Here is an 18,500-nt window from a genome sequence, read left to right on the forward strand (position 1 = left end):
CCCTTGCGATCCGGGTGAGGGGGTACAGGTCTCGCGGCCATCTCATCCGTGGAGAGAGGCCCCTCACCCCAACCCTCCCCGCGCGAGCGAAGCTCGTCGCGGCCCCGTAAGAACGGGGAGAGGGAGAGGAGAGAGTCTTAGTCCCGCAGCAGTTCGTTGATGCTGGTCTTGGAGCGCGTGCGCTCGTCGACGCGCTTGACGATGACGGCGCAGGCGGTGCTCGGGCCGATCTGGCCGTTCTTCATGGGCTTGCCGGGCAGCGCGCCGGGAACGACGACCGAATACTCGGGCACCTCGCCGATAAAAATCTCGCCGGTCTCGCGGTCGACGATCTTGGTCGACGCACCCAGGAACACGCCCATCGACAGCACCGCGCCCTTGCGAACGATCACACCTTCGGCGACTTCGGAGCGCGCGCCGATGAAGCAATCGTCCTCGATGATCACAGGCTCGGCCTGCAGCGGCTCGAGCACGCCGCCGATGCCGACGCCGCCGGAGATGTGCACGCGCTTGCCGATCTGCGCGCAGGAGCCGACGGTCGACCAGGTGTCGATCATGGTCGATTCATCGACATAGGCGCCGAGATTGACGAAGGACGGCATCAGCACGACGTTGCGGGCGATGAAGGCCGAGCGGCGCACGATGGAGCCGGGGACGGCGCGGAAGCCGGCGTCGCGAAAACGGTTCTCGCCCCAGCCGTCGAACTTCGAGGGCACCTTGTCCCACCAGGTCGCCTTGCCGGGGCCGCCGGGAATGGCGCCCATGTCGTTGAGGCGGAACGAGAGCAGCACCGCCTTCTTCAGCCATTGATTGACCTTCCACTTGCCGTCGGTCCCGCGCTCGGCGACGCGGGCCTCGCCCTTGTCCAGAATCTCCAGCGCGTGATCCACGGCCTCGCGCACTTCGCCCTTGGTCGAGGTCGAGACGCCGTCGCGCGCCTCGAAGGCGCCGTTGATGGTGGATTCAAGGGCAGACAGGGACATCGGGATTTCCTCTCGGGAAGGCTAGGATTTGTAACGGATTGGAGCGCTTTTTCGGGATTTGGCGGGGAGGAGTCAAGGCATACTCAGCGTCGTCCCGGCGAAGGCCGGGACCCATACCCAAGCTTGGCGAAGACTCGGAGTTACCAGTTGCGCGCTACAACCGCGTGTTGGGGTTATGGGTCTCGGCCTTCGCCGGGACGACGTGGGGAGAGAGAGGACAGCTTGCCCAGAAACCCCGCCAGATCATCCGTGACGTGATCGACATGGGCGGCGTCCCGGCCCTCCAGCTCCCAGTCCTCGCGCACGACCTCCTTGGTGCCATCGGGCACCACCAGCACCGTGGTCATGCCGAGCTCGTGCGGGACAATGAGGTTGCGGGCGAGGTCCTCGAACATGGCGGCGCGTGTCGGATCGACCGCGTGGTCGGCGAGAAACTTCCGGTAGGTCTGCGGCGCCGGCTTCGGCTCGAATTCGGCGGCGATGATGTCGAACACGCCATCGAAATGCGTAGCAAAACCGAGCCGCGCCAGCACCGCATCGACATGGTCGACCGAGCCGTTGGTCAGGATCAGCTTACGTCCCGGCAGTTTTGCGATCGCTGCGCCCAGCGCCGGGTTCGGCTCCAGCGGGGAGTGGTCGATCTTGTGGACGTAGGCGAGATAGTCGTCGGCGCGTACGCCATGCAGGGTCATCATGCCGCGCATGGTGGTGCCGAAGCGCTGGTAATAATCCTTCTGGATCTTGCGCGCTTCCACCGGCGTCAGGTTCAGCCAGTTGCAAACGAACTCGGTGATCCGGGCATCGACCTGCTGCCACAGATTGACGTGGTGCGGATACAGCGTGTTGTCGAGGTCGAACACCCAGGTGTCGACATGGCCAAAGGCGCGGGGGGATTTCATTTCACTCTCTATCCGTTGACCGCGGCGGCGGCCCCGCCCTCAATCGTCGTCCTGGCGAAAGCCAGGACCCATACTCCGTGACCGATCATTGGGGCACTCTGGTCGTCGTTCTTCGCCAAACCTAATCCTGGGGTAATGGGTCCTGGCTTTCGCCAGGACGACAGCGGAGTGCGTGGCACCGGTACGATCACGGCGCCACCATCACGGCATCGCAAACCGCAGCGTCTTGCCGCCGCTCGACATGTCCACCGCGCCAAAGCCCGTGGCCGCGAAACCGCGCGCGCCGCAGTCGGCCTGCTCGTTGGTCTCGAACTTGGTTTCGCGGGTGCAGAGCTGCCTGTCGCCGCCCCAGTTCAGCGGCCTGTCCTTCAGCTTGATGACGCGGTTGTCGGCGTCGATGGCCTCCGCGAAGCTGAAGATCTGCTTCGGCTGGCCGCTCACATCAGGGTGCAGGCAGGTCTTGGGATCGATGCGATACCAGCCGCGGCTCGTCACCGACTTGCCGTCGTCGGTGGCGACCGCCGCCATCACCTTGTGCGGGGTGTCGTTGCACCAGGTCAGGCCGGTCGCAGACGGCGTCTGCACCGCATCGACCATGGTCTTGAAGAAGTTCGGCGACGACAGGATGTCAGAGGACAATCCGCGACTCTTCAGGAAAGCGGCCAGCGCGCCTTGCGTCTTCGGCCCGTCGACGCCGTCGATCGGCGCGGCATCGTAGCCTGCGATCACCAAAAGCCGCTGGATGCCGGCGAGGCGTGCCTGCTCGTCGTCATATTCGGAATCCTCGGCGAGATAGGCGACGAAATTGCCGTCCGCTCCTTGCGTCGGCGTGATCTGGGTGAAGGCGGCCTGGGTCTGGCCGCTGCGGCACTGCCGCGCGGCCGCGATGACGAAATTGTCCTGCGCGACGCACAGGGTGTCGCTGCCGTTCTGCGGAATCGGGGATGCGCCGTAGACGCCGAGCGCGCGGGCGTTGAGCAGGATGCGGTCGGCGGAGAGCGTGCCCTGCACCACCACGCGGCAGGTGGCGGGGTCGATCCTGAACCAGCCGCGCGTGGCGGTCGCCGCCTTGTCGTCGATGCCGATCGCGGCCTCGACGACATAGGACATGCGGTTGCAGATCTTGAGGTCGGCGAAGGCCGGCGCGGCGGAGAAGACGAACGAGATGGCTGCGGCGGGGAGCGTCATCAGGAAGCGCGTCAGGACGGAGCGGCGAGGCCGCCGCTCTCCCAGCTCGGTTCCTGGCCGCTCATCTCTCACTTGTGGATCAGCGTTCCCGTGCCCTGGTTGGTGAAGAGCTCGAGCAGCACCGCGTGCTGCATCTTGCCGTCGATGATAACGACGCCCTCCACGCCCTGTTCGAGCGCGTAGATGCAGGTCTCGACCTTCGGGATCATGCCGCCGGAAATGGTGCCGTCGGCGATCAGCTTTCGCGCGTCCTTGACCGAGAGCTGCGGGATCAGCTTCTTGGACTTGTCGAGCACGCCCGGCACGTCGGTGAGCAGCAGCAGCCGCTTTGCCTTCAGCGCGCCGGCCACGGCGCCTGCAAAAGTGTCGGCGTTGACGTTCAGCGTCTGGCCCTCTTTCGAGGTCGCGAGCGGCGCCAGCACCGGGATCAGCTCGTAGCCGATCAGCTGGTTGAGCAGCGTGAGGTCGACTTTCTCGGGATCGCCGACGAAGCCGAGATCGACCGCCTTCTCGATGTGCGAGTCCGGATCCATGATGGTGCGCGTCGTCTTCGACGCTTTCACCATGTTGGCGTCCTTGCCTGATAGCCCCACCGCCTTGCCACCGGCCTCGTTGATGTAGCCGACGATCTGCTTGTTGACGGAGCCGGCCAGCACCATCTCGACGATCTCGATGGTGGCGGCATCGGTGATGCGCAGGCCGGCTGCGAATTCCGAGACGATGCCGAGGCGCTTGAGCATGGTCGCGATCTGCGGCCCGCCGCCATGCACCACCACCGGATTGATCGCGGTCTGCTCGAGCAACACGATGTCGCGGGCAAAATTCTTCGCGGTCTCCTCGTCGCCCATGGCATGGCCGCCATATTTGATGACGATGGTTTCTTCGTCATACTGCTGCATGTGCGGCAGCGCTTCGGACAGGATGCGGGCCTGGTCGAGCGGGGAGATTTCGGTCATGAGGCGGATCTCGCTGGCGGGATACTCGGGCGGCGTTCTATCCGATTGGCGCGCGGGGCGCAAAGTGTGGCTGGCATGCCGCCGCGCTGCGCTCCGTCCGGGTTATGGATTGCGCTTCGCCGCCACCGCCGCCAGCGTCACCGCCAGCCAGCTCAGAATCATCACCGATCCACCGGTCGGCGCCGCATATGGAAACAGCGAATGGCCGGCATATTGCCGCAAGGTGAGGTCGCCCGCGAACAGCGCGGCGCCGGCTGCGAAACCGAACGCGGCGACGAGGCCAATTCCGCCATGCAGCAGACCGCGCGCGAGCAGGGCTACACCTGCAAGTATCGCAGTTGCATGAAACAGCAGCATGGCGCTTGCGGAGGCGAGCCGGCTCGCATCGCCGCCGTGGGCGGAGGCGGCGGCCAGCGCGACGCCGGCGGCGCCCATCAAACCGGCAAGCCCGATCAGCAAGCGGAACGCGGCCGTCACTTGGTCCGCTCTTCCAGCAGCTTCGCCATCGCGGCGCGGAGCTCGGCCATGCCGGCCCCGGAGCGGGACGAGGTCGTCAGCACATCCGGAAACGCCGCGCCATGTTTGGCGAGCGCAACGCCGGTCTCGGCAATCCGTTCGGCAAGCTCAGTGGCCTTCACCTGGTCGGCCTTGGTTAGGACGATCTGGTAGCTGACCGCGGAGCGGTCGAGCGTCTTCAGGACTTCGTGGTCGACCTCCTTGAGGCCATGCCGCGCGTCGATCAGCACGTAGACGCGCGCGAGCGAGGTGCGTCCGAGCAGGAATTTGTGGATCAGCTCGGTCCAGGACGCGACCTGGCTCTTCGGCGCCTTGGCATAGCCATAGCCGGGCATGTCGACGAGCCGCAGGTCACCTTTCCCGGGGACCTCGAAGAAGATCAGCTCCTGGGTGCGGCCCGGCGTATGCGAGGTGCGCGCGAGCGCGTTGCGGCCGGTCAGCGCGTTGATCAGGCTCGACTTGCCGACATTGGAGCGGCCGGCAAAGGCGATCTCCAGCCCCGCCATCGGCGGCAGCGTTTCAATCGAGGGCGAGGCCCAGATGAACTGCCAGTCGCGGGTGAACAGCTTTCGCCCGACCTCGATCAGCTTCGCATCTTTGTCGTCGGTCATGCGAAGGCTTTCTGTTAATCCCTCATGGTGAGGAGGCGCTAAGCGCCGTCTCGAACCATGAAGGCCCCGGTGCCCGTGGCCATCCTTCGAGACGCGGCCTTGCGGCCGCTCCTCAGGATGAGGTTCGAAGGTTCGCTACGTCGCTTTCTTCGCGAACGTCGCCTTGAGATTGTCGAACAGCTCCACCTTCACGCCGTTGCGGCGCATGATGAAGCTCTGCTGCAGCACCGAGAGCGTGTTGTTCCAGGCCCAGTAGATCACGAGGCCCGCCGGGAAGCCCGCCAGCATGAAGGTGAAGATCAGCGGCATCCAGTTGAAGATCATCTGCTGCGTCGGATCCGGCGGCGTCGGATTCAGCTTCATCTGGAACCACATCGTGATGCCCATGATGATCGGCCAGATGCCGAGCGCGAGGTAGTGGCCGAACAGCGGCAGCGTGGTCGGATCGAACGGGATCAGCCCGAACAAGGTGAACAGATTGGTCGGATCCGGCGCGGAGAGGTCCTTGATCCAGCCGAAGAACGGCGCATGCCGCATCTCGATGGTGACGAACAGCACCTTGTAGAGCGAGAAGAACACCGGGATCTGGATCACCACGGGAAGACAGCCGGCGACCGGATTGATCTTCTCCTTGCGGTAGATCTCCATCATCTCCTGCTGCTGCTTCACCTTGTCGTCGGGGTAGCGCTCCTTCAGCGCCTGAAGCTGCGGCTGGACCGACTTCATCTTCGCCATCGAGGCGTAGGACTTGTTCGCCAACGGGAAGAACAAGAGCTTCACGATCACGGTCACGAGCAGGATCGAGATGCCGAAATTGCCGAAGAAGCGGTAGAAGAAGTCGAGGCCGAGGAACATCGGCTTGGTGATGAAGTAGAACCAGCCCCAGTCGATCAAGAGATCGAAATGGTTGAGGCCGAGCTCCTTGTTGTAGCCGCCGAGGCCGGCGAACGGGAACACGCCGACGACGCCGGCTTCCTTGGCGCCGGCGAACAGCCGCGCGTTCGCGGTCGCGGAGCCGCCGATCGCGACCGTCTGCGCATTTTGCAGATAGTCGGTCTGGTAACGAATCTGCGTGCCGGGTTCGGCGACGAAACTGGCTTTGAGCGTTGCTGACGTGTCGGGAAGGAGTGCGGACGCCCAATACTTGTCGGTAATGCCGAGCCAGGCATTGGTGACGTTATTGAATTCGAATCCGTGTCCGCCGCCATTGCGGATCGCAGGTGCTTCGGCCACGGCCTTATAGGCTTTCTCCTGCAAGCCCTGGTCGCCGAGATAGCCGATCAGGCCTTCATGCAGGATGTAGTAGCCCGAGACCTGCGGCGTGCCGTGACGCGAGATCAGCGCGTAGGGAAAGAGCGTGACCGGTGCATTGCCGACATTGCTCACCTCGTCCTTGATGCTGAAGAGGTAGTGGTCGTCGATCACGATGGTGCGGCGGAAGGTGAGGCCTTCGCCATTGTCGTATTTCAGCATGACCGGCGTGGACGGCGTCAGGCTGTTGGTGCCCTCCTGCTGCCAATCGGTGGTCCGGTCGGGCACCTTTGTGCCGCCTGTCCCGGCCACCCAGCCAAATTCTGCGTAATAGGGCTCTGCGGTGCCCGACGGCGAATAGAGGATGATCGGCGGCGACTTCGGGTCGACCGTTTCGCGATACTGCACCAGCGCAAGATCGTCGATGCGCGCGCCCTTCAAGGCAATGCTGCCGGTCAGGCGGGGTGTCTCGATCTTGACGCGGGGGGAGGCGGCAATCGCCGCCTCGCGGCTGACGGTCGCCTGGGCCGGCTGATTGGGGGTCTGGGGAGCGGAGGGCGCGCCTGCGCTGCCGGGCTGCGGCGCAGCGCCCGGCGTCCCGGAGGCCGTCGGCTGCGGCGTGGTCTTCTGCAGCTCGGCCTGCGTCTGCTGCAGGGCGCGCTGCTTCTCCATCGCCGGCATGTTGTAGAAATATTGCCAGGCGATCAGCACGAGGCCCGACAGAATGACGGCGAGGATGGTATTGCGGTTGTCGGTCATCATTCTCGTCATCAATCCGGTTTGCGGCTGGTCGCAGGAGCGGGGCCGGGCTTTAAGCCGTCGGTTTTTGGGCCAGTTCTTGGGCCACGTCCCTTGTGCGTATGCCGCGCGGGCTTCGCGAACGCTATGCGCAGATCGTCGAGCATGGTGGCGAAGCCGCGCGAGAGCGCGTCCCTTCGGCCGACCAGCACATAATCATGATGGGGTTGCATCGACACCGGATCGAGCCGCTTCACCAGTTCGCGAAGCCGGCGCCGGATGCGGTTGCGCTCGGGGGCGTTGCCGTTCTTTTTGGTAACGGTGAAGCCGATCCGGATCGGGCCGCTGTCGTCGCGGCCACGGCTTTGCAGGACGAACGCGGGACTATTCACCCGCGCGCCATTGGCAACGGCGAGGAAATCCGCCCGCTGCCTCAGCCGATCCATGATGAAATCCCAAAAAGGGGGTCCGGCTCAGGCGCTCAGACGCTTGCGGCCGCGGGCGCGGCGGGCGGCGAGAACCTTGCGGCCGCCGGCCGTGGCGAGACGGGCACGGAAGCCGTGACGGCGCTTGCGCACCAGTTTGCTGGGTTGATAAGTCCGCTTCACGGGTTTTTCTCCGCTGACCGGGCAATTTGCCTGTAGAATTGATGGTAAAGTCCGGAAGATGCGGCCCAAAACGGGCCTTTTTCGGCCCCAAGAGAGCCGCTCCCGGCGTCACACCGGGTCATCGCGGACAATTGGCCGGCTTATAAGCGAGCGTCTTCTTTTCGTCAACGCCGCACAACGGCTCAATTCCAGCGAATATCGCTGTTTGTGCGGGGTTTTTAACCCTTGTGGTAGCGACTCGCCAAATCTGCGCTTACATCCGACTTCGGCAGATTAGCGATCCGTAATTTGACCGGGACCGGGGGCGGGCCGCATCCTCACACCCTCCAAATCCTTCACCCGGTCCAATCTTAACCCGGCAAAGGCAGCGAGGGCGAATTCGTGGCAGCGACAGACCTCCAGCCGATCCAGGATCAGGATCAGCGGGACCCGCCGGCGGCGCGGCCGCGGGGGACACGCGGGCTTGGGCTGTCAGGCAAGCTGCTGCTGCTCACCGTTCCCCTGGTGATGATCGCTGCCGTCCTGCTCTACGTGCCTGCCATCGCCAATTTCTGGGTCAACCGGCTCAATGACCGCGTGGCGGCGGCCAACACGGCGGCGCTGGTGCTCGATGCTGCGCCGCTCGGCATGGTCCCCGATTCGCTGTCGCGCCAGATCCTGAAAAGCATCAATGCCCGTGCCGTCGCCATCAAGATGGGCCAGCAGCGCCGTCTGCTCGCCAGCGACAATCTGCCGGCCGCCATCGAGCATGACATCGACCTGCGCGACATGACGGCGTGGGAGGCGATCACCGGCTCGTTCCGGATGATGCTGGAGACCGGCAACCAGGCCATCCGGATCGTCGGGCCGGGCGTCGGCAACGCCCAGTTCATCGAGATCGTCACCGACGAGCTGCCGCTGCGGCAGTCGATGTACCGCTTCTCCCGCAACGTCGTGGTGGTCGCGCTGATCATCGCGGTGCTGACCGCGGGCCTCGTCTATCTCGCGCTCCATTATCTCTTCGTGCGCCCGATGCGGCGGCTGACCGCGAGCCTGGTCGGCTTCCACGAAAACCCCGAGAGCTCGGCGAGGATTATCGTGCCGAGCCAGCGCAGCGACGAAATTGGCGTCGCCGAGCGCGAATTGTCGGACATGCAGCGCGACCTGATGTCGATGCTGCATCAGAAGAGCCGGCTTGCCGCCCTCGGCCTCGCCGTCTCCAAGATCAATCACGATCTGCGCAATCTGCTGGCGTCCGCCCAGCTCCTGTCGGACCAGCTCGCCAGCGTGCCGGATCCGCGGGTGCAGCGCTTTGCGCCAAAGCTCGTGCGCTCGCTCGAGCGCGCCATCGCCTTCTGCCAGTCGACCTTGTCCTACGGCCGCGCCCAGGAAGCCGCGCCCGACCGGCGCATGATCCTGATCGAGCCGGTGGTGCTGGAGGTGCGCGAGACCGCGGGCCTTGCCTCCGATGCCGCGATCGTCTGGGTCGCCGCGATCGAGCGCGGGCTCGCGGTCGACGCCGATCCCGACCAGCTGTTCCGCGTGCTGCTCAACCTCGTCCGCAACGCCGCCCAGGCGCTGGAAAGCCATGCGTCGGCCGAGGGCGGCGCGCAGCAGATCCGGATCACGGGAAAACGCGAGGGCGCAGTCGCCATCCTGGAGGTTTCCGACACCGGCCCCGGCGTGCCCCAGAAGACCCGCGACCATCTGTTCGAGGCGTTCCAGACCTCCGGCCGTCCCGGCGGCAGCGGCCTCGGCCTTGCCATTGCCGCCGAACTGGTCCGCGCCCATGGCGGCGACATCCATCTGGTCGAAGGCACCATCGGCGCCACCTTCCGGATCGTCATCCCCGACCGCCCCGTGGAACTGCTCTCCATCCGCAACGAGCGGGCGCGGGCGTAGGTCGGCCAGCGGCCGAGCGCGAAAACCGTCATTTCCCTGCAAAATCTCCCCATCCCGGACCTTGCCAATCGGGGCAAGAGCGGTTAGTCAGAGCGCTCTTTCGACCCCTCCGGCGTCGCCGGGGGCTGCCTGCGGGCCAACGCCCGCAATCGCTGTTTGCGAAAAACGCGCCCGTAGCTCAGCTGGATAGAGCATCAGACTACGAATCTGAGGGTCGGACGTTCGAATCGTTCCGGGCGCGCCATTTTTACCGGCAAAATCGTCAATCTTGGAGCCCGATCTCTGGCCCTACTCTGGCTGGGGACGCGCCGGGGACGCAAACTCCAGAAATGCTCACTTTCGCAATGGTGGGCCGTCAATGACAAAAAAGCCGCGGGCGCGCCGGTCTCGCCGAAGTGAACCTTGCGTGTCTTGAGGACTTGATAAGCAAGCTTACGTATAGTGGAGCGTGCGGCGTGCGCTCGAAGTCCTAGACGGCCCGTCGTTGTACCGATAGTTTCTGATTCGGTGGTGAAGGGCTAAGGCATGATTTTCCCGGAAAGGAATCGGGTACTCTACGGGGCCAATCCCCTCGTGGATGTGATCTGTCACATCTCCTTCCCCCGTATCCTTGCGATAGATAACGACCTTCCCGTCGATTTCCAAACCGCGCTGGTCGGGAATTACCCTTTGCTTGAAACGCAGAGTGTCCGCCGCCCACCCTCTGAGGCTGATCAACAACCTGGACGCGGACTGCTCTATGAGTTCAGCACCCCGGACAACTCGGTCTCAATCGCTCTAGGCGCAGGTTTCCTCGGAGTTCGTACTTCGAAGTATGAGAAATGGGAAACGTTCAGGGAGCACGTGGTGACGGCGCTCCGTACGCTTCTCACAACCTACAACCTGTCGGTCTTCGCACGGATTTCCCTAAACTACGTGAACGTGATCGATAAGGAAGCGCTAGGGTTAAAAGACAAGAGATGGTCAGAGCTGGTGCGCAGCTCTTTGATTGGTCCTCTTGCGGAGCCTGACGTATCGGATGAAGACATTGATAACCATCACGTTCATTGGTCGACGCTGATCGATTCCACCACGCTCGAAGTTATTTCTGGACTGGTGCTCAGGACCGAAACAGACAACGTCTCTTTTCTGATCGACAACACATTTTCTCGCGAAGAGAGCTTGGACGCCGATGAACACAAAAGCCTTGCCATCCTTGATGGATTCAACCTCGAAAGCGGTAGGGTTTTCCGTTGGTGCATTAAAGACCCTCTACACGAAGCACTTCGACCAACCGCAATCGATTGATTTGCCCGAGCTTACTTCTGCCTCGTGGGCGGCCCATGGCCTGCTTCTCAAATCGCAGTACGTGACGATTGCGTCGCGATACGGGCATGGGGATGATTGGGATTTTCCGGCTATCTGCCTGAGACAGGACGTACAAAGGCAGAAGATCATTGAGGAGCGAATGGCGGTCGTCGCGAAGCTGGTCACTCTGAGGGCTCATGCGCCCAAGGGGATGTATCGGCGTTCGTACTTTCGCTTTAAAGCTCGCGCTGCAGCGCCTGCACCCGCCTCCGAGCCGCGTGTGCTTCCTCAAGTGCTGCCGTCCTTGGACCTCAACTGGCTATTCGTTGCCATGAAGGGCGGAGCAGAGCGCAGCTCCTCCGAGCGGTTGCTATGCGCTATCGGAGGCCTGAATGTTCTCCTGAAAAATCGTAGCTTTGACGAGTTAGACCTTATTCTCGGAATGGTGCACCCGCAGCGCCTTTCTCCTGAGCTTATGTTGACCTTCGCTCGCCTTACGTTCCCTGTTCGCGATTTCCTCCCGAGTTGGTTTCCCTTCGTACGGAAGATCAAAAACGAGATGGACCGGCGCGAGTTAAACTCCAAGAAGTTGCTCAAGGGTCTGATCTAGGGGGATGACAGTTCACCGATCATCGGAGCGGCCCTTTGCTGACGTACGGCACCTAGGCGTCGTTGTCTGTGCAGTTGGTGCTCTCGATCCTAGTGAAGACTTCGGCCTGCATTCCGGGTTCCTGTACCAGCTGGACAGTGGCGGGCCTCGCATAAGCCATCTCGGATGGCATTTCGAACTGCACGACCACCCGGCTGACGATGATCGTTATCTCTGGGCCGATACTGGGTTAGACGAAGGCAATTCGCACGTGATCGCGGCTTGGCTGTCAGACCGTCGCACTCATCCGAATGACATCCCTTATGGCTTTGATGCCAAAGGCTCATGTTTCGATAAGGTGACGCTGGACTTCGTTCCACCTGCGTTGGGCAAGGGGCTTACCTGCGCAACGTACATCAAGGCGGTGTTCTCGCACCTCGGATTTGATGACTTCCTCGACGAAGGCACGTGGCCGCTGGATCGTCAATCCGATCGATCATGGCAGTTAGCCGTCGTCGAAGAGCTGCGCAAACGTGCATCTCAGGAGCACATCGCGGCCCTGATGGAAGATGTAGGAGCCACGCGATTTCGACCTGCAGAGGTAGTCGGCGCGGCGACGGTAGTGAGCGATTCGTGGCCGGTTACGTTTGATGACGTTGCGGCGATAGCTCAATCCATCATTGTTGACGTCGAAGCGTCCAGAGCGGCGTATCGTGCTGCTTCAGGCCCAGCTTCGGCCGCCCCCGCTGATGACGAAGGGGACGCCTAGCCGCTCGCGTTGCTGTGACGTCGCGACAAGCGGCCCAACTGCTTAGCGAAGAGGTAAGCCCGTCCGCCGTATTGCAGTTTGACCTGCGGCTCAGCGTGGCTCGCACCCGAGAGCGCGAGAACGACAACGGCTGTCACGAAAGTGCGCGCTGCCATCGCTATTTGCTCGTGCGGCGCGGCTTTGCTCTTCCTCTCACTCCTATGCCCTCCTCGTTCTCGGGCAGGAACGTGATGCCGGCGGCTGAAAGGGTTTTGTAAACGGCATCAATGTTGCCGCCGCGCGCTGCTGGAAATCCATCTTCGCCCTCGATGCGCTGAATCGTCGAGATCCCAACGCCAGACTGCTCCGCAAGCTCTGCGATCGACCATTTCAGGTAAGCACGCGCCATCCTGACTTGAACGCCTGTGAATAATTCCATTCGCACCAACTCTCTTTCGCACTGCGGCGACGATTTGTCACCTGTTATCGTTCTCTTGTGAACGATTTGTGTTGACTTCCGGTCGTTAGTGAATAAAATGCGGTCATTACATAACACGGACCGCTCAAATGGCAACCCCGCTCACCATCGCAAACCTTCATCGCCAGCAGGTTCACCAAGTGAGCCGAGGCACGGTCCGAGTATTGACCGAGCGCCGCCCGCACCACGCGGCCATGTCCAAAATCATGATTGAGGCACACGCGCGCGCTAAGGCCGACTATGCCGACGAACTCGCTTGCCGCGGTCGCGTCCATCAAGTCAACCGCTCTTACCGCTATTACCTCGCCCTCCAAATGCGCAGTGGCTTCGCTGAGGCCCGCGTTGCGCGCGCTGGCATGGCGCCGGCCTTCGATCTGCCCGCTCAGCGTTGGGCATAAGGAGCCGGACCATGCTCGCACCCTCCAACCAAAGCACCCTAATCAAGGTCCCCGCGCGCCACCTTTTGCGCGGTGATGTGACCGGCTCCGGCGAAGTCGTGCTCAGCGTCAGCGTGGGCACCAAGACACCTCGCGGCATGGTCGATGTTCTCTTGCAGAAGGGCGACCGCAAGCGCGCGGCCATCTGGAATGCGCGGACAATCATCGGCGTCCGACGCGGCGCCGCGGTACCCGTCGAGAACCGCGGGACGGATGCGAATGAAATTCCCCTCTCTGACCGCCTACCCACGTTTCATGAGTTGGCGGCTTTCGATGCCGGCAAGGCGTGGGATCGCCTGACCGCCGACCAGCAGCGCGAGATTGGTATCCTTGCCCTGCGGTTCGGCACAGTCGGCCAGTGCGATGGGTACTTTCACGAAACCATTGAGGGCGTCCGCGAAGGGTTCAGCTCAAGTCATTGGACACCCCAGGTTCAGGCGACGGCTGTTTGGCCACGCCTGCAAATCGAGTTGGTCGAAAGCGCAGCGCGTGCGGCATTTGAGGCGCTCGGCGAGCACTTCGACCCGCTTTGGCCCCAGTTCTTTGGCTGGCAAGCCCGAAAGGAGGTGAAGTAACCGACCAGCACACAGCGCAACCGGCTGAGCGAGGGCGGAACCATACCGCTCGGCCGATGCAGCAACTACCTAATCCCTCCAGCATTTTGAGAGACGACATGAGCAACGCGGTATCTTCGGGCGCGGCGATGACGCACGCCCATACGAAAGACTCCACACCGAGCAGGCGCTCGTTTCTGGCAACGGCTGCCTTTGCAGCGGCTGGCAGTACCACACTAGCGAATGCAGCGGGCATCGCGCCATTACGCGAGACTGATCCGGTCTTTCAAGCCATCGAGATGCATAAGCTGGCGCGGGAGTGCGTGGCAGCCGCAGCGGACGCCCATTGCATCTTGGAGCGTGAAATTGTGGGCTCTGGCGTCAGGCTCCGGGATGCGCGTGCCAACGATGAGCGACTTGAGGCGAGCGAAGCTGCGATGTCGCTGGCCTTCGATGCTGAGACGGCAGCGGCTTGCGAGATTCTCAACAGCTTTCCAACCACCCCAGCGGGAGTGCTCGCGCTGCTCTCCTATGCTGTGGCTGCTGATACCGACGGGCAGGGCTGGCCGTCTGATCTTTGCGGGGGAGACGACGACAACTGCGGCTCCTGGCAACAGTTCCTGTTGGCCGCTCTGTGCGAAATTCTTCCGGCGATGATGACGGAGCAAGCCTGATGGGCAAAACCCCCCGCGTCGCAAATCTGCGCCAGCAGAATAGAGAGCGGGAGGCGACTCTAGTCGTCCTCCGCGACCTTCGCAGTCAAGCCCGCGCTGAGATCGATCGGCTCCTAGCGTTTCTCGACGCGAGCGACCTAGATCCTGACTTGGAACCATCGCTTGGCTTTTTAGAACGACACCCCTCCGTCTATGGAGGCGAGAGAGACCGCAGCGGCAACCAAGAGCGCCTTTGCGAAGGCCTGCGGCTCGATGTCGAGGACGAGCACAACGGCGCCGAGCCGGGAGACGATGACGAACCTTCCCTAGGCGCGCTGGAAGGCCATACCGATCAACGGGCTGCCTGGCATGTGGTGTCAGTCAACGACTACGAGTTGGACCACTCGGAGAGCGGCATTGGCGACCACGACGGCCTGCTTGAACAGGTCGGTACACAGGATTGGCAGCAAGGCGGGATGGCATGAATGGGGCTGCATGCTGCAGCCTCCTGCGACTCAAAAGCTGTCCTCGCCGAATGCGCGAACCTGATGGCCTAGCATGACTCCGCCTCGCCGCGATTCAGGATTCGGCTTCGCGACGCGCATTCCGCGCCAAGTGGAGACATCGTGATGAAACAGTGTCGTCGATGCGAGCAAGACTTGCCGTTGTCGAGCTTCCGAGCCGGAACAAAGGCGCCGCGGGTATGTAACCCTTGCCTCCAGCTTTTGATTTCAGGCGAAGCGACGTTTACCATGAACGCTAATGAGGCCCACACCTTTATGACACGCCTGGAAAGCGGCGATTCCCTCCGCATGGTCGTTGGAGGCGCCAACGGCACTCCGATCTGCTCGGCTGAAGCGTTTAAAAAGCATTGCGAGCTGAATCCCGAGTGGGGTGCAAAGGCGCTGGGCCTTGTTGAGCACAACCGGAAGCTGGCGGACAATCGCAAGGGCAAGAAAATCTACACCGAGACATCAACGCATTGCCGGCGTGGACACGTGCTTGCGGAAACCCTGATTACGGACAGACGCGGCAGACGCTATTGCCGCTCCTGCAATCACGAAACTATCAGGCGCGGCATCGAGGTCACGCCAGCGAAGATTGAGGAGATCAAGCGCGCGTTCATCACCGGAATGTCGGGGACGGATATAACCAGTCGCGCAGGCAATCGTAAGTCGATTGTCTCGATGCCGACCCTGCGACGATTGAAGATCGAGCACCCAGAAATTGCGCAGCTCCAGTATCAGTACGCCAGGACACAGCAAGCGCGCAACACGCTAACGAGCAGCCAAGCTGTCGTGCGCATCACCCCCGTGATCATCAAGGTGCTGGACGTCGACACGCCGAGGCCGAGCAGTGAGATTGAGGTCTACATTCCTCGGGCTGGCGACGTCGAATGGCTGTACAGCCTCACGCCTCGATATCTTTCGCGGAGCGCGCGCGACGACATTGTGAACAGCACGTTCCTTGAACTGAGCGAGCGCCGCATAGATCGCGCTGGCGTGCCGGCATGCGTCAAGACGATGGTGACGGCGCACAATCGCGACAACCCATTGAAGGCATACGGGGACATTCGCACACCGCTGCCTCTCGACGCGCCAGCCTATCTCGACGGGACCATGTCACGCGTCGAGATTGTTTCGGAGAGCCTCTGGTCGTGAACTAGCAGCGGCCGAGAAAGTTGGGCTGAGCCGCGAAGTTAGAAGCGGAAGTAGATGAACTCGAAGCTCTCGCTTGCGTTTAGCGAGAGCACCGCGCAGGCGGCGAGAAAACCGAAAGCGACAGCGTACACCGGCCTCGATTGAACCCGGGACACGAGATCGGACGTGTTGGGAAGCAGGAAGGCTAGCGCCGCCGCGATGGAGATGACGGCCCCGGACATTGCGAAGTCGAGATGGGAATCGGTCCCCGATCTCCCGCTCCAGATGAGTGCCTCGTAGATGCGTATCGCCGAGTCAAAATGCTGAGCCCGAAATAGCACCCAGCAGAGAACTACAAACAGGAACGTCAGGGGCCAACAGATCAATGCTGGCATTGGTAGTGTCGAGCGTCGCCAAAGAACGTCTATGCCAAGTCCTGCGCCATGCAGAACGCCCCAAGCGATGAAAGTCAGGCCGGCGCCATGCCACAGACCGCCGAGCGTCATCGTGGCGAGAAGCGCCCAGAGCTGAACGGCCAGCCCATAGCGATTGCCGCCAAGCGGAATGTAGAGATAGTCACGTAGAAAGCGCGACAATGTCATGTGCCAGCGTCGCCAAAAATCCTGAAGCGACGCCGCACGATATGGCGCATTGAAGTTTTGCGGTAGGGATATGCCAAACAGCAGTGCCGAGCCGATGGCCATGTCGGTATAGCCTGAGAAGTCGAAGAAGATCTGGAATGTGAAGGCGAGACTGGCCAGCCATGAATCTACGGGCGTCACCGCCGCCGTTTCGGCTGCTTTGAAGATTGGGTTGGCGATAGCGGCAAGGTTATCGCCTAGCATGATCTTCTGGCACAGACCGAGGATGATCAGCATGAGCCCGCTCGCGGCTCGCTTCCACTGGTCTTCGTCGACGAACGGCGATGCGACGAACTGGTGCATGACTTCGCGCCATCTGACCAATGGACCTGCAAGGACCTGTGGAAAGAACGCGATATAGAGGCCGTATTCGATGAGCGAGTATTGCGGCGCCAGCTTCCGCCGGAAGTCTGTCAGGTACATCACGTGATGGAAGGTGAAGAAGGATATGCCGAGCGGTAGCTCCACGTCGAAGTGCGGCGCACCCCAGCGCTGCGGCAACAGCCCTGCAAAGAAGTTGAGATACTTGAACACGGCAAGCAGGATCAGGTTGCCACAGATCGCGCCGTAGACGATCCATGAGCGTCCTGCCAAGGCAAACCAGCGTGCAGCGAGCCAGTTGAGCAGAATTGAGAGAACGATCAGCGGGATGAAGTGCCAGTCCCAATAGCCATAAAAGGCGATCGAAAGTGCAAGCAGAACAGCGAGCCGCCAACTGGGCAGCCATTTGCAGCAGCCAAGGTAGATGAGCCACGCCGCGGGAAGAAAAATGGCGAGGTAAGCGAAAGAGTTGAACAGCAAAGCTACGGCCCCTTAAGTGCGGTCGGAATTGCTTCCGCGACGTCGCTTTCGATGCGAGCGGCATAGGGGCGTCGGTAGTGAATGGGGTCGAAGAAATTTGCTGCATCGTTGTTTTCGGGGCGATCGGCCTCCGACCAATCCAGCACCCTGACGTTCGGGAGGGGGGAAGCCGCTTGTACCAGCTTCGATTTGCAGCCGCGGTCAGTTGCTTCAGCGTCGCTCCCTGGTGAGGGCGTGTAACTGACGTAACGTGGCGTCCACAAGACCACAAAAAACGCGGATGACGGGCTCTCGATGAAGTCTATGAGCCTTTGAAGCGCCGGAAAACTGCCGTTCGGATTGGTGGATTTTTCCGGTCTCACACCGCCGTCAAGGCGCGACCGAACGAAGTTGATGTCGCTATAGCTTGCCTGTTCGAACGGGCCGATGAATCCGTGGTAACCGTCGGCCGCTATGTATGGGCGGTAGCCGTCGACCTTCGCGGCTCGGCGCTCCTTGAATATCGTTTTGAACATCTCAAACGATGTGTCGACCGAAAGTCCCCACAGATAGCGCGGCAGCGAAGAATAGAGCCAAAACGGAAAGGGTCTCTGCTCGTCGAAACTGGCGTCGCACCATACTTCCGGCAGCAGCGCGACGACCACGATCCTGGCGTCCTCGTGTTGCGCGAGAAAGAACGTCATCGCCGCAATGGAAGCCGGAGCTCTGGTCCCGGAGATCGAGAGCGACACAAATCGTTGGCCGGTCAATCTGCTCAGATTTTGGGGCATCAACGGCATCGAGGCAGAGTTGCCGATGATGGCGGAGTTGAATTGAGGATCGATCGCCCGAGATACCATCACTGGTCGTTCTTCGGTGAACCCGATCCCGCCGTCCTTGCTGTAGCGGAGACGCCCGAATGGATCCAGCGCCACCATGATTGCGAATGCTATGAGAAGGCTGCCAACGGTAGAGCCTGCTCCAACCGCAACAAAGGTGGGCCAGCTCGCGCCCCGAACGAATAATCCGAGCAAGGCAGTGCCCCCCGCCGCAATACATGCG

Annotated in this window: 21 protein-coding genes and 1 tRNA gene; 10 read left to right on the forward strand and 12 right to left on the reverse strand. The window is 61.9% G+C overall.

Annotated features, from left to right (window positions below):
* Positions 1 to 137: 137 nt before the first annotated feature.
* From dapD to rpmH, 9 genes are all read right to left on the reverse strand, one after another.
* A complete protein-coding gene (dapD, locus tag QCM77_RS19515; RefSeq protein ID WP_279666204.1) occupies positions 138 to 983 on the reverse strand; it encodes a 2,3,4,5-tetrahydropyridine-2,6-dicarboxylate N-succinyltransferase in 846 nt (281 codons plus the stop codon).
* Between the two features lie 173 nt (positions 984 to 1,156).
* Entirely contained in the window at positions 1,157 to 1,882 is a 726-nt protein-coding gene (locus QCM77_RS19520; protein WP_279666206.1) for a pyrimidine 5'-nucleotidase, read from the reverse strand.
* A 201-nt stretch (positions 1,883 to 2,083) separates the two neighbouring features.
* Positions 2,084 to 3,070 carry a DUF1036 domain-containing protein gene (locus QCM77_RS19525; protein WP_279684507.1) on the reverse strand — a complete coding sequence of 329 codons (987 nt, stop codon included), beginning with the start codon at positions 3,068 to 3,070 and terminating at the stop codon, positions 2,084 to 2,086.
* Positions 3,071 to 3,138: 68 nt separating this feature from the next.
* Complete coding sequence (gene argB, locus QCM77_RS19530) at positions 3,139 to 4,026, reverse strand: acetylglutamate kinase (protein WP_279666208.1); 888 nt, start codon at positions 4,024 to 4,026, stop codon at positions 3,139 to 3,141.
* 102 nt (positions 4,027 to 4,128) lie between these two features.
* Entirely contained in the window at positions 4,129 to 4,461 is a 333-nt protein-coding gene (locus QCM77_RS19535; protein ID WP_279684612.1) for a DUF423 domain-containing protein, read from the reverse strand.
* 38 nt (positions 4,462 to 4,499) lie between these two features.
* Positions 4,500 to 5,153: a ribosome biogenesis GTP-binding protein YihA/YsxC gene (gene yihA, locus QCM77_RS19540; RefSeq protein WP_279684508.1), complete on the reverse strand. Its 654-nt coding sequence runs from the start codon at positions 5,151 to 5,153 to the stop codon at positions 4,500 to 4,502.
* Between the two features lie 135 nt (positions 5,154 to 5,288).
* Positions 5,289 to 7,163, reverse strand: a complete 1,875-nt coding sequence (yidC, locus tag QCM77_RS19545) for a membrane protein insertase YidC (RefSeq protein ID WP_279684613.1) — start codon at positions 7,161 to 7,163, stop codon at positions 5,289 to 5,291.
* Between the two features lie 11 nt (positions 7,164 to 7,174).
* Complete coding sequence (gene rnpA / locus QCM77_RS19550; RefSeq protein ID WP_279684509.1) at positions 7,175 to 7,588, reverse strand: ribonuclease P protein component; 414 nt, start codon at positions 7,586 to 7,588, stop codon at positions 7,175 to 7,177.
* A gap of 27 nt (positions 7,589 to 7,615) precedes the next feature.
* Entirely contained in the window at positions 7,616 to 7,750 is a 135-nt protein-coding gene (rpmH, locus tag QCM77_RS19555) for a 50S ribosomal protein L34 (protein WP_008542748.1), read from the reverse strand.
* Positions 7,751 to 8,131: 381 nt separating this feature from the next.
* Between rpmH and QCM77_RS19560 the strand changes: the two genes are divergently transcribed.
* The 5 genes from QCM77_RS19560 (at position 8,132) to QCM77_RS19580 (ending at position 12,276) form a co-directional block, all read left to right on the forward strand.
* Positions 8,132 to 9,631, forward strand: a complete 1,500-nt coding sequence (locus QCM77_RS19560) for an ATP-binding protein (protein WP_279684510.1) — start codon at positions 8,132 to 8,134, stop codon at positions 9,629 to 9,631.
* 167 nt (positions 9,632 to 9,798) lie between these two features.
* Positions 9,799 to 9,875, forward strand: a tRNA-Arg gene (locus QCM77_RS19565).
* A 281-nt stretch (positions 9,876 to 10,156) separates the two neighbouring features.
* Positions 10,157 to 10,918, forward strand: coding sequence for a TIGR04255 family protein (locus QCM77_RS19570; RefSeq protein ID WP_279684511.1), 762 nt, complete (start codon positions 10,157 to 10,159; stop codon positions 10,916 to 10,918).
* 160 nt (positions 10,919 to 11,078) lie between these two features.
* Positions 11,079 to 11,528 (forward strand): hypothetical protein, encoded by a 450-nt coding sequence (locus QCM77_RS19575; RefSeq protein WP_279684512.1) that lies wholly within the window; start codon positions 11,079 to 11,081, stop codon positions 11,526 to 11,528.
* A gap of 4 nt (positions 11,529 to 11,532) precedes the next feature.
* On the forward strand, positions 11,533 to 12,276 hold the full coding sequence (locus QCM77_RS19580) for a hypothetical protein (RefSeq protein ID WP_279684513.1): 744 nt from the start codon (positions 11,533 to 11,535) through the stop codon (positions 12,274 to 12,276).
* 157 nt (positions 12,277 to 12,433) lie between these two features.
* Here the strand turns inward: QCM77_RS19580 and QCM77_RS19585 are convergent, their stop codons facing one another.
* Positions 12,434 to 12,694 carry a helix-turn-helix domain-containing protein gene (locus QCM77_RS19585; protein WP_279684515.1) on the reverse strand — a complete coding sequence of 87 codons (261 nt, stop codon included), beginning with the start codon at positions 12,692 to 12,694 and terminating at the stop codon, positions 12,434 to 12,436.
* A gap of 128 nt (positions 12,695 to 12,822) precedes the next feature.
* On the opposite strand from QCM77_RS19585, the gene QCM77_RS19590 reads away from it, so the two are divergent.
* The 5 genes from QCM77_RS19590 to QCM77_RS19610 all read left to right on the forward strand — a co-directional run bounded on the left by QCM77_RS19590 (position 12,823) and on the right by QCM77_RS19610 (position 16,038).
* Positions 12,823 to 13,131, forward strand: a complete 309-nt coding sequence (locus tag QCM77_RS19590; RefSeq protein ID WP_279684516.1) for a hypothetical protein — start codon at positions 12,823 to 12,825, stop codon at positions 13,129 to 13,131.
* Positions 13,132 to 13,142: 11 nt separating this feature from the next.
* Positions 13,143 to 13,745, forward strand: a complete 603-nt coding sequence (locus tag QCM77_RS19595) for a hypothetical protein (protein ID WP_279684517.1) — start codon at positions 13,143 to 13,145, stop codon at positions 13,743 to 13,745.
* 98 nt (positions 13,746 to 13,843) lie between these two features.
* A complete protein-coding gene (locus tag QCM77_RS19600) occupies positions 13,844 to 14,398 on the forward strand; it encodes a hypothetical protein (protein WP_279684519.1) in 555 nt (184 codons plus the stop codon).
* Positions 14,398 to 14,862, forward strand: a complete 465-nt coding sequence (locus QCM77_RS19605) for a hypothetical protein (RefSeq protein ID WP_279684520.1) — start codon at positions 14,398 to 14,400, stop codon at positions 14,860 to 14,862. The genes QCM77_RS19600 and QCM77_RS19605 overlap by 1 nt, the downstream gene beginning before the upstream one ends.
* A 267-nt stretch (positions 14,863 to 15,129) precedes the next feature.
* Positions 15,130 to 16,038 (forward strand): hypothetical protein, encoded by a 909-nt coding sequence (locus QCM77_RS19610; protein WP_279684521.1) that lies wholly within the window; start codon positions 15,130 to 15,132, stop codon positions 16,036 to 16,038.
* Between the two features lie 38 nt (positions 16,039 to 16,076).
* On the opposite strand, the gene QCM77_RS19615 is transcribed toward QCM77_RS19610, so the two are convergent.
* Together QCM77_RS19615 and QCM77_RS19620 are read right to left on the reverse strand one after the other, a co-directional pair.
* Positions 16,077 to 17,459 (reverse strand): MBOAT family O-acyltransferase, encoded by a 1,383-nt coding sequence (locus tag QCM77_RS19615; protein ID WP_279684522.1) that lies wholly within the window; start codon positions 17,457 to 17,459, stop codon positions 16,077 to 16,079.
* A 2-nt stretch (positions 17,460 to 17,461) separates the two neighbouring features.
* Positions 17,462 to 18,376, reverse strand: a complete 915-nt coding sequence (locus QCM77_RS19620) for a hypothetical protein (protein ID WP_279684524.1) — start codon at positions 18,374 to 18,376, stop codon at positions 17,462 to 17,464.
* Positions 18,377 to 18,500 lie beyond the last annotated feature (124 nt).

This window comes from Bradyrhizobium nivariense, from assembly GCF_029846695.2.
Classification (GTDB): domain Bacteria; phylum Pseudomonadota; class Alphaproteobacteria; order Rhizobiales; family Xanthobacteraceae; genus Bradyrhizobium.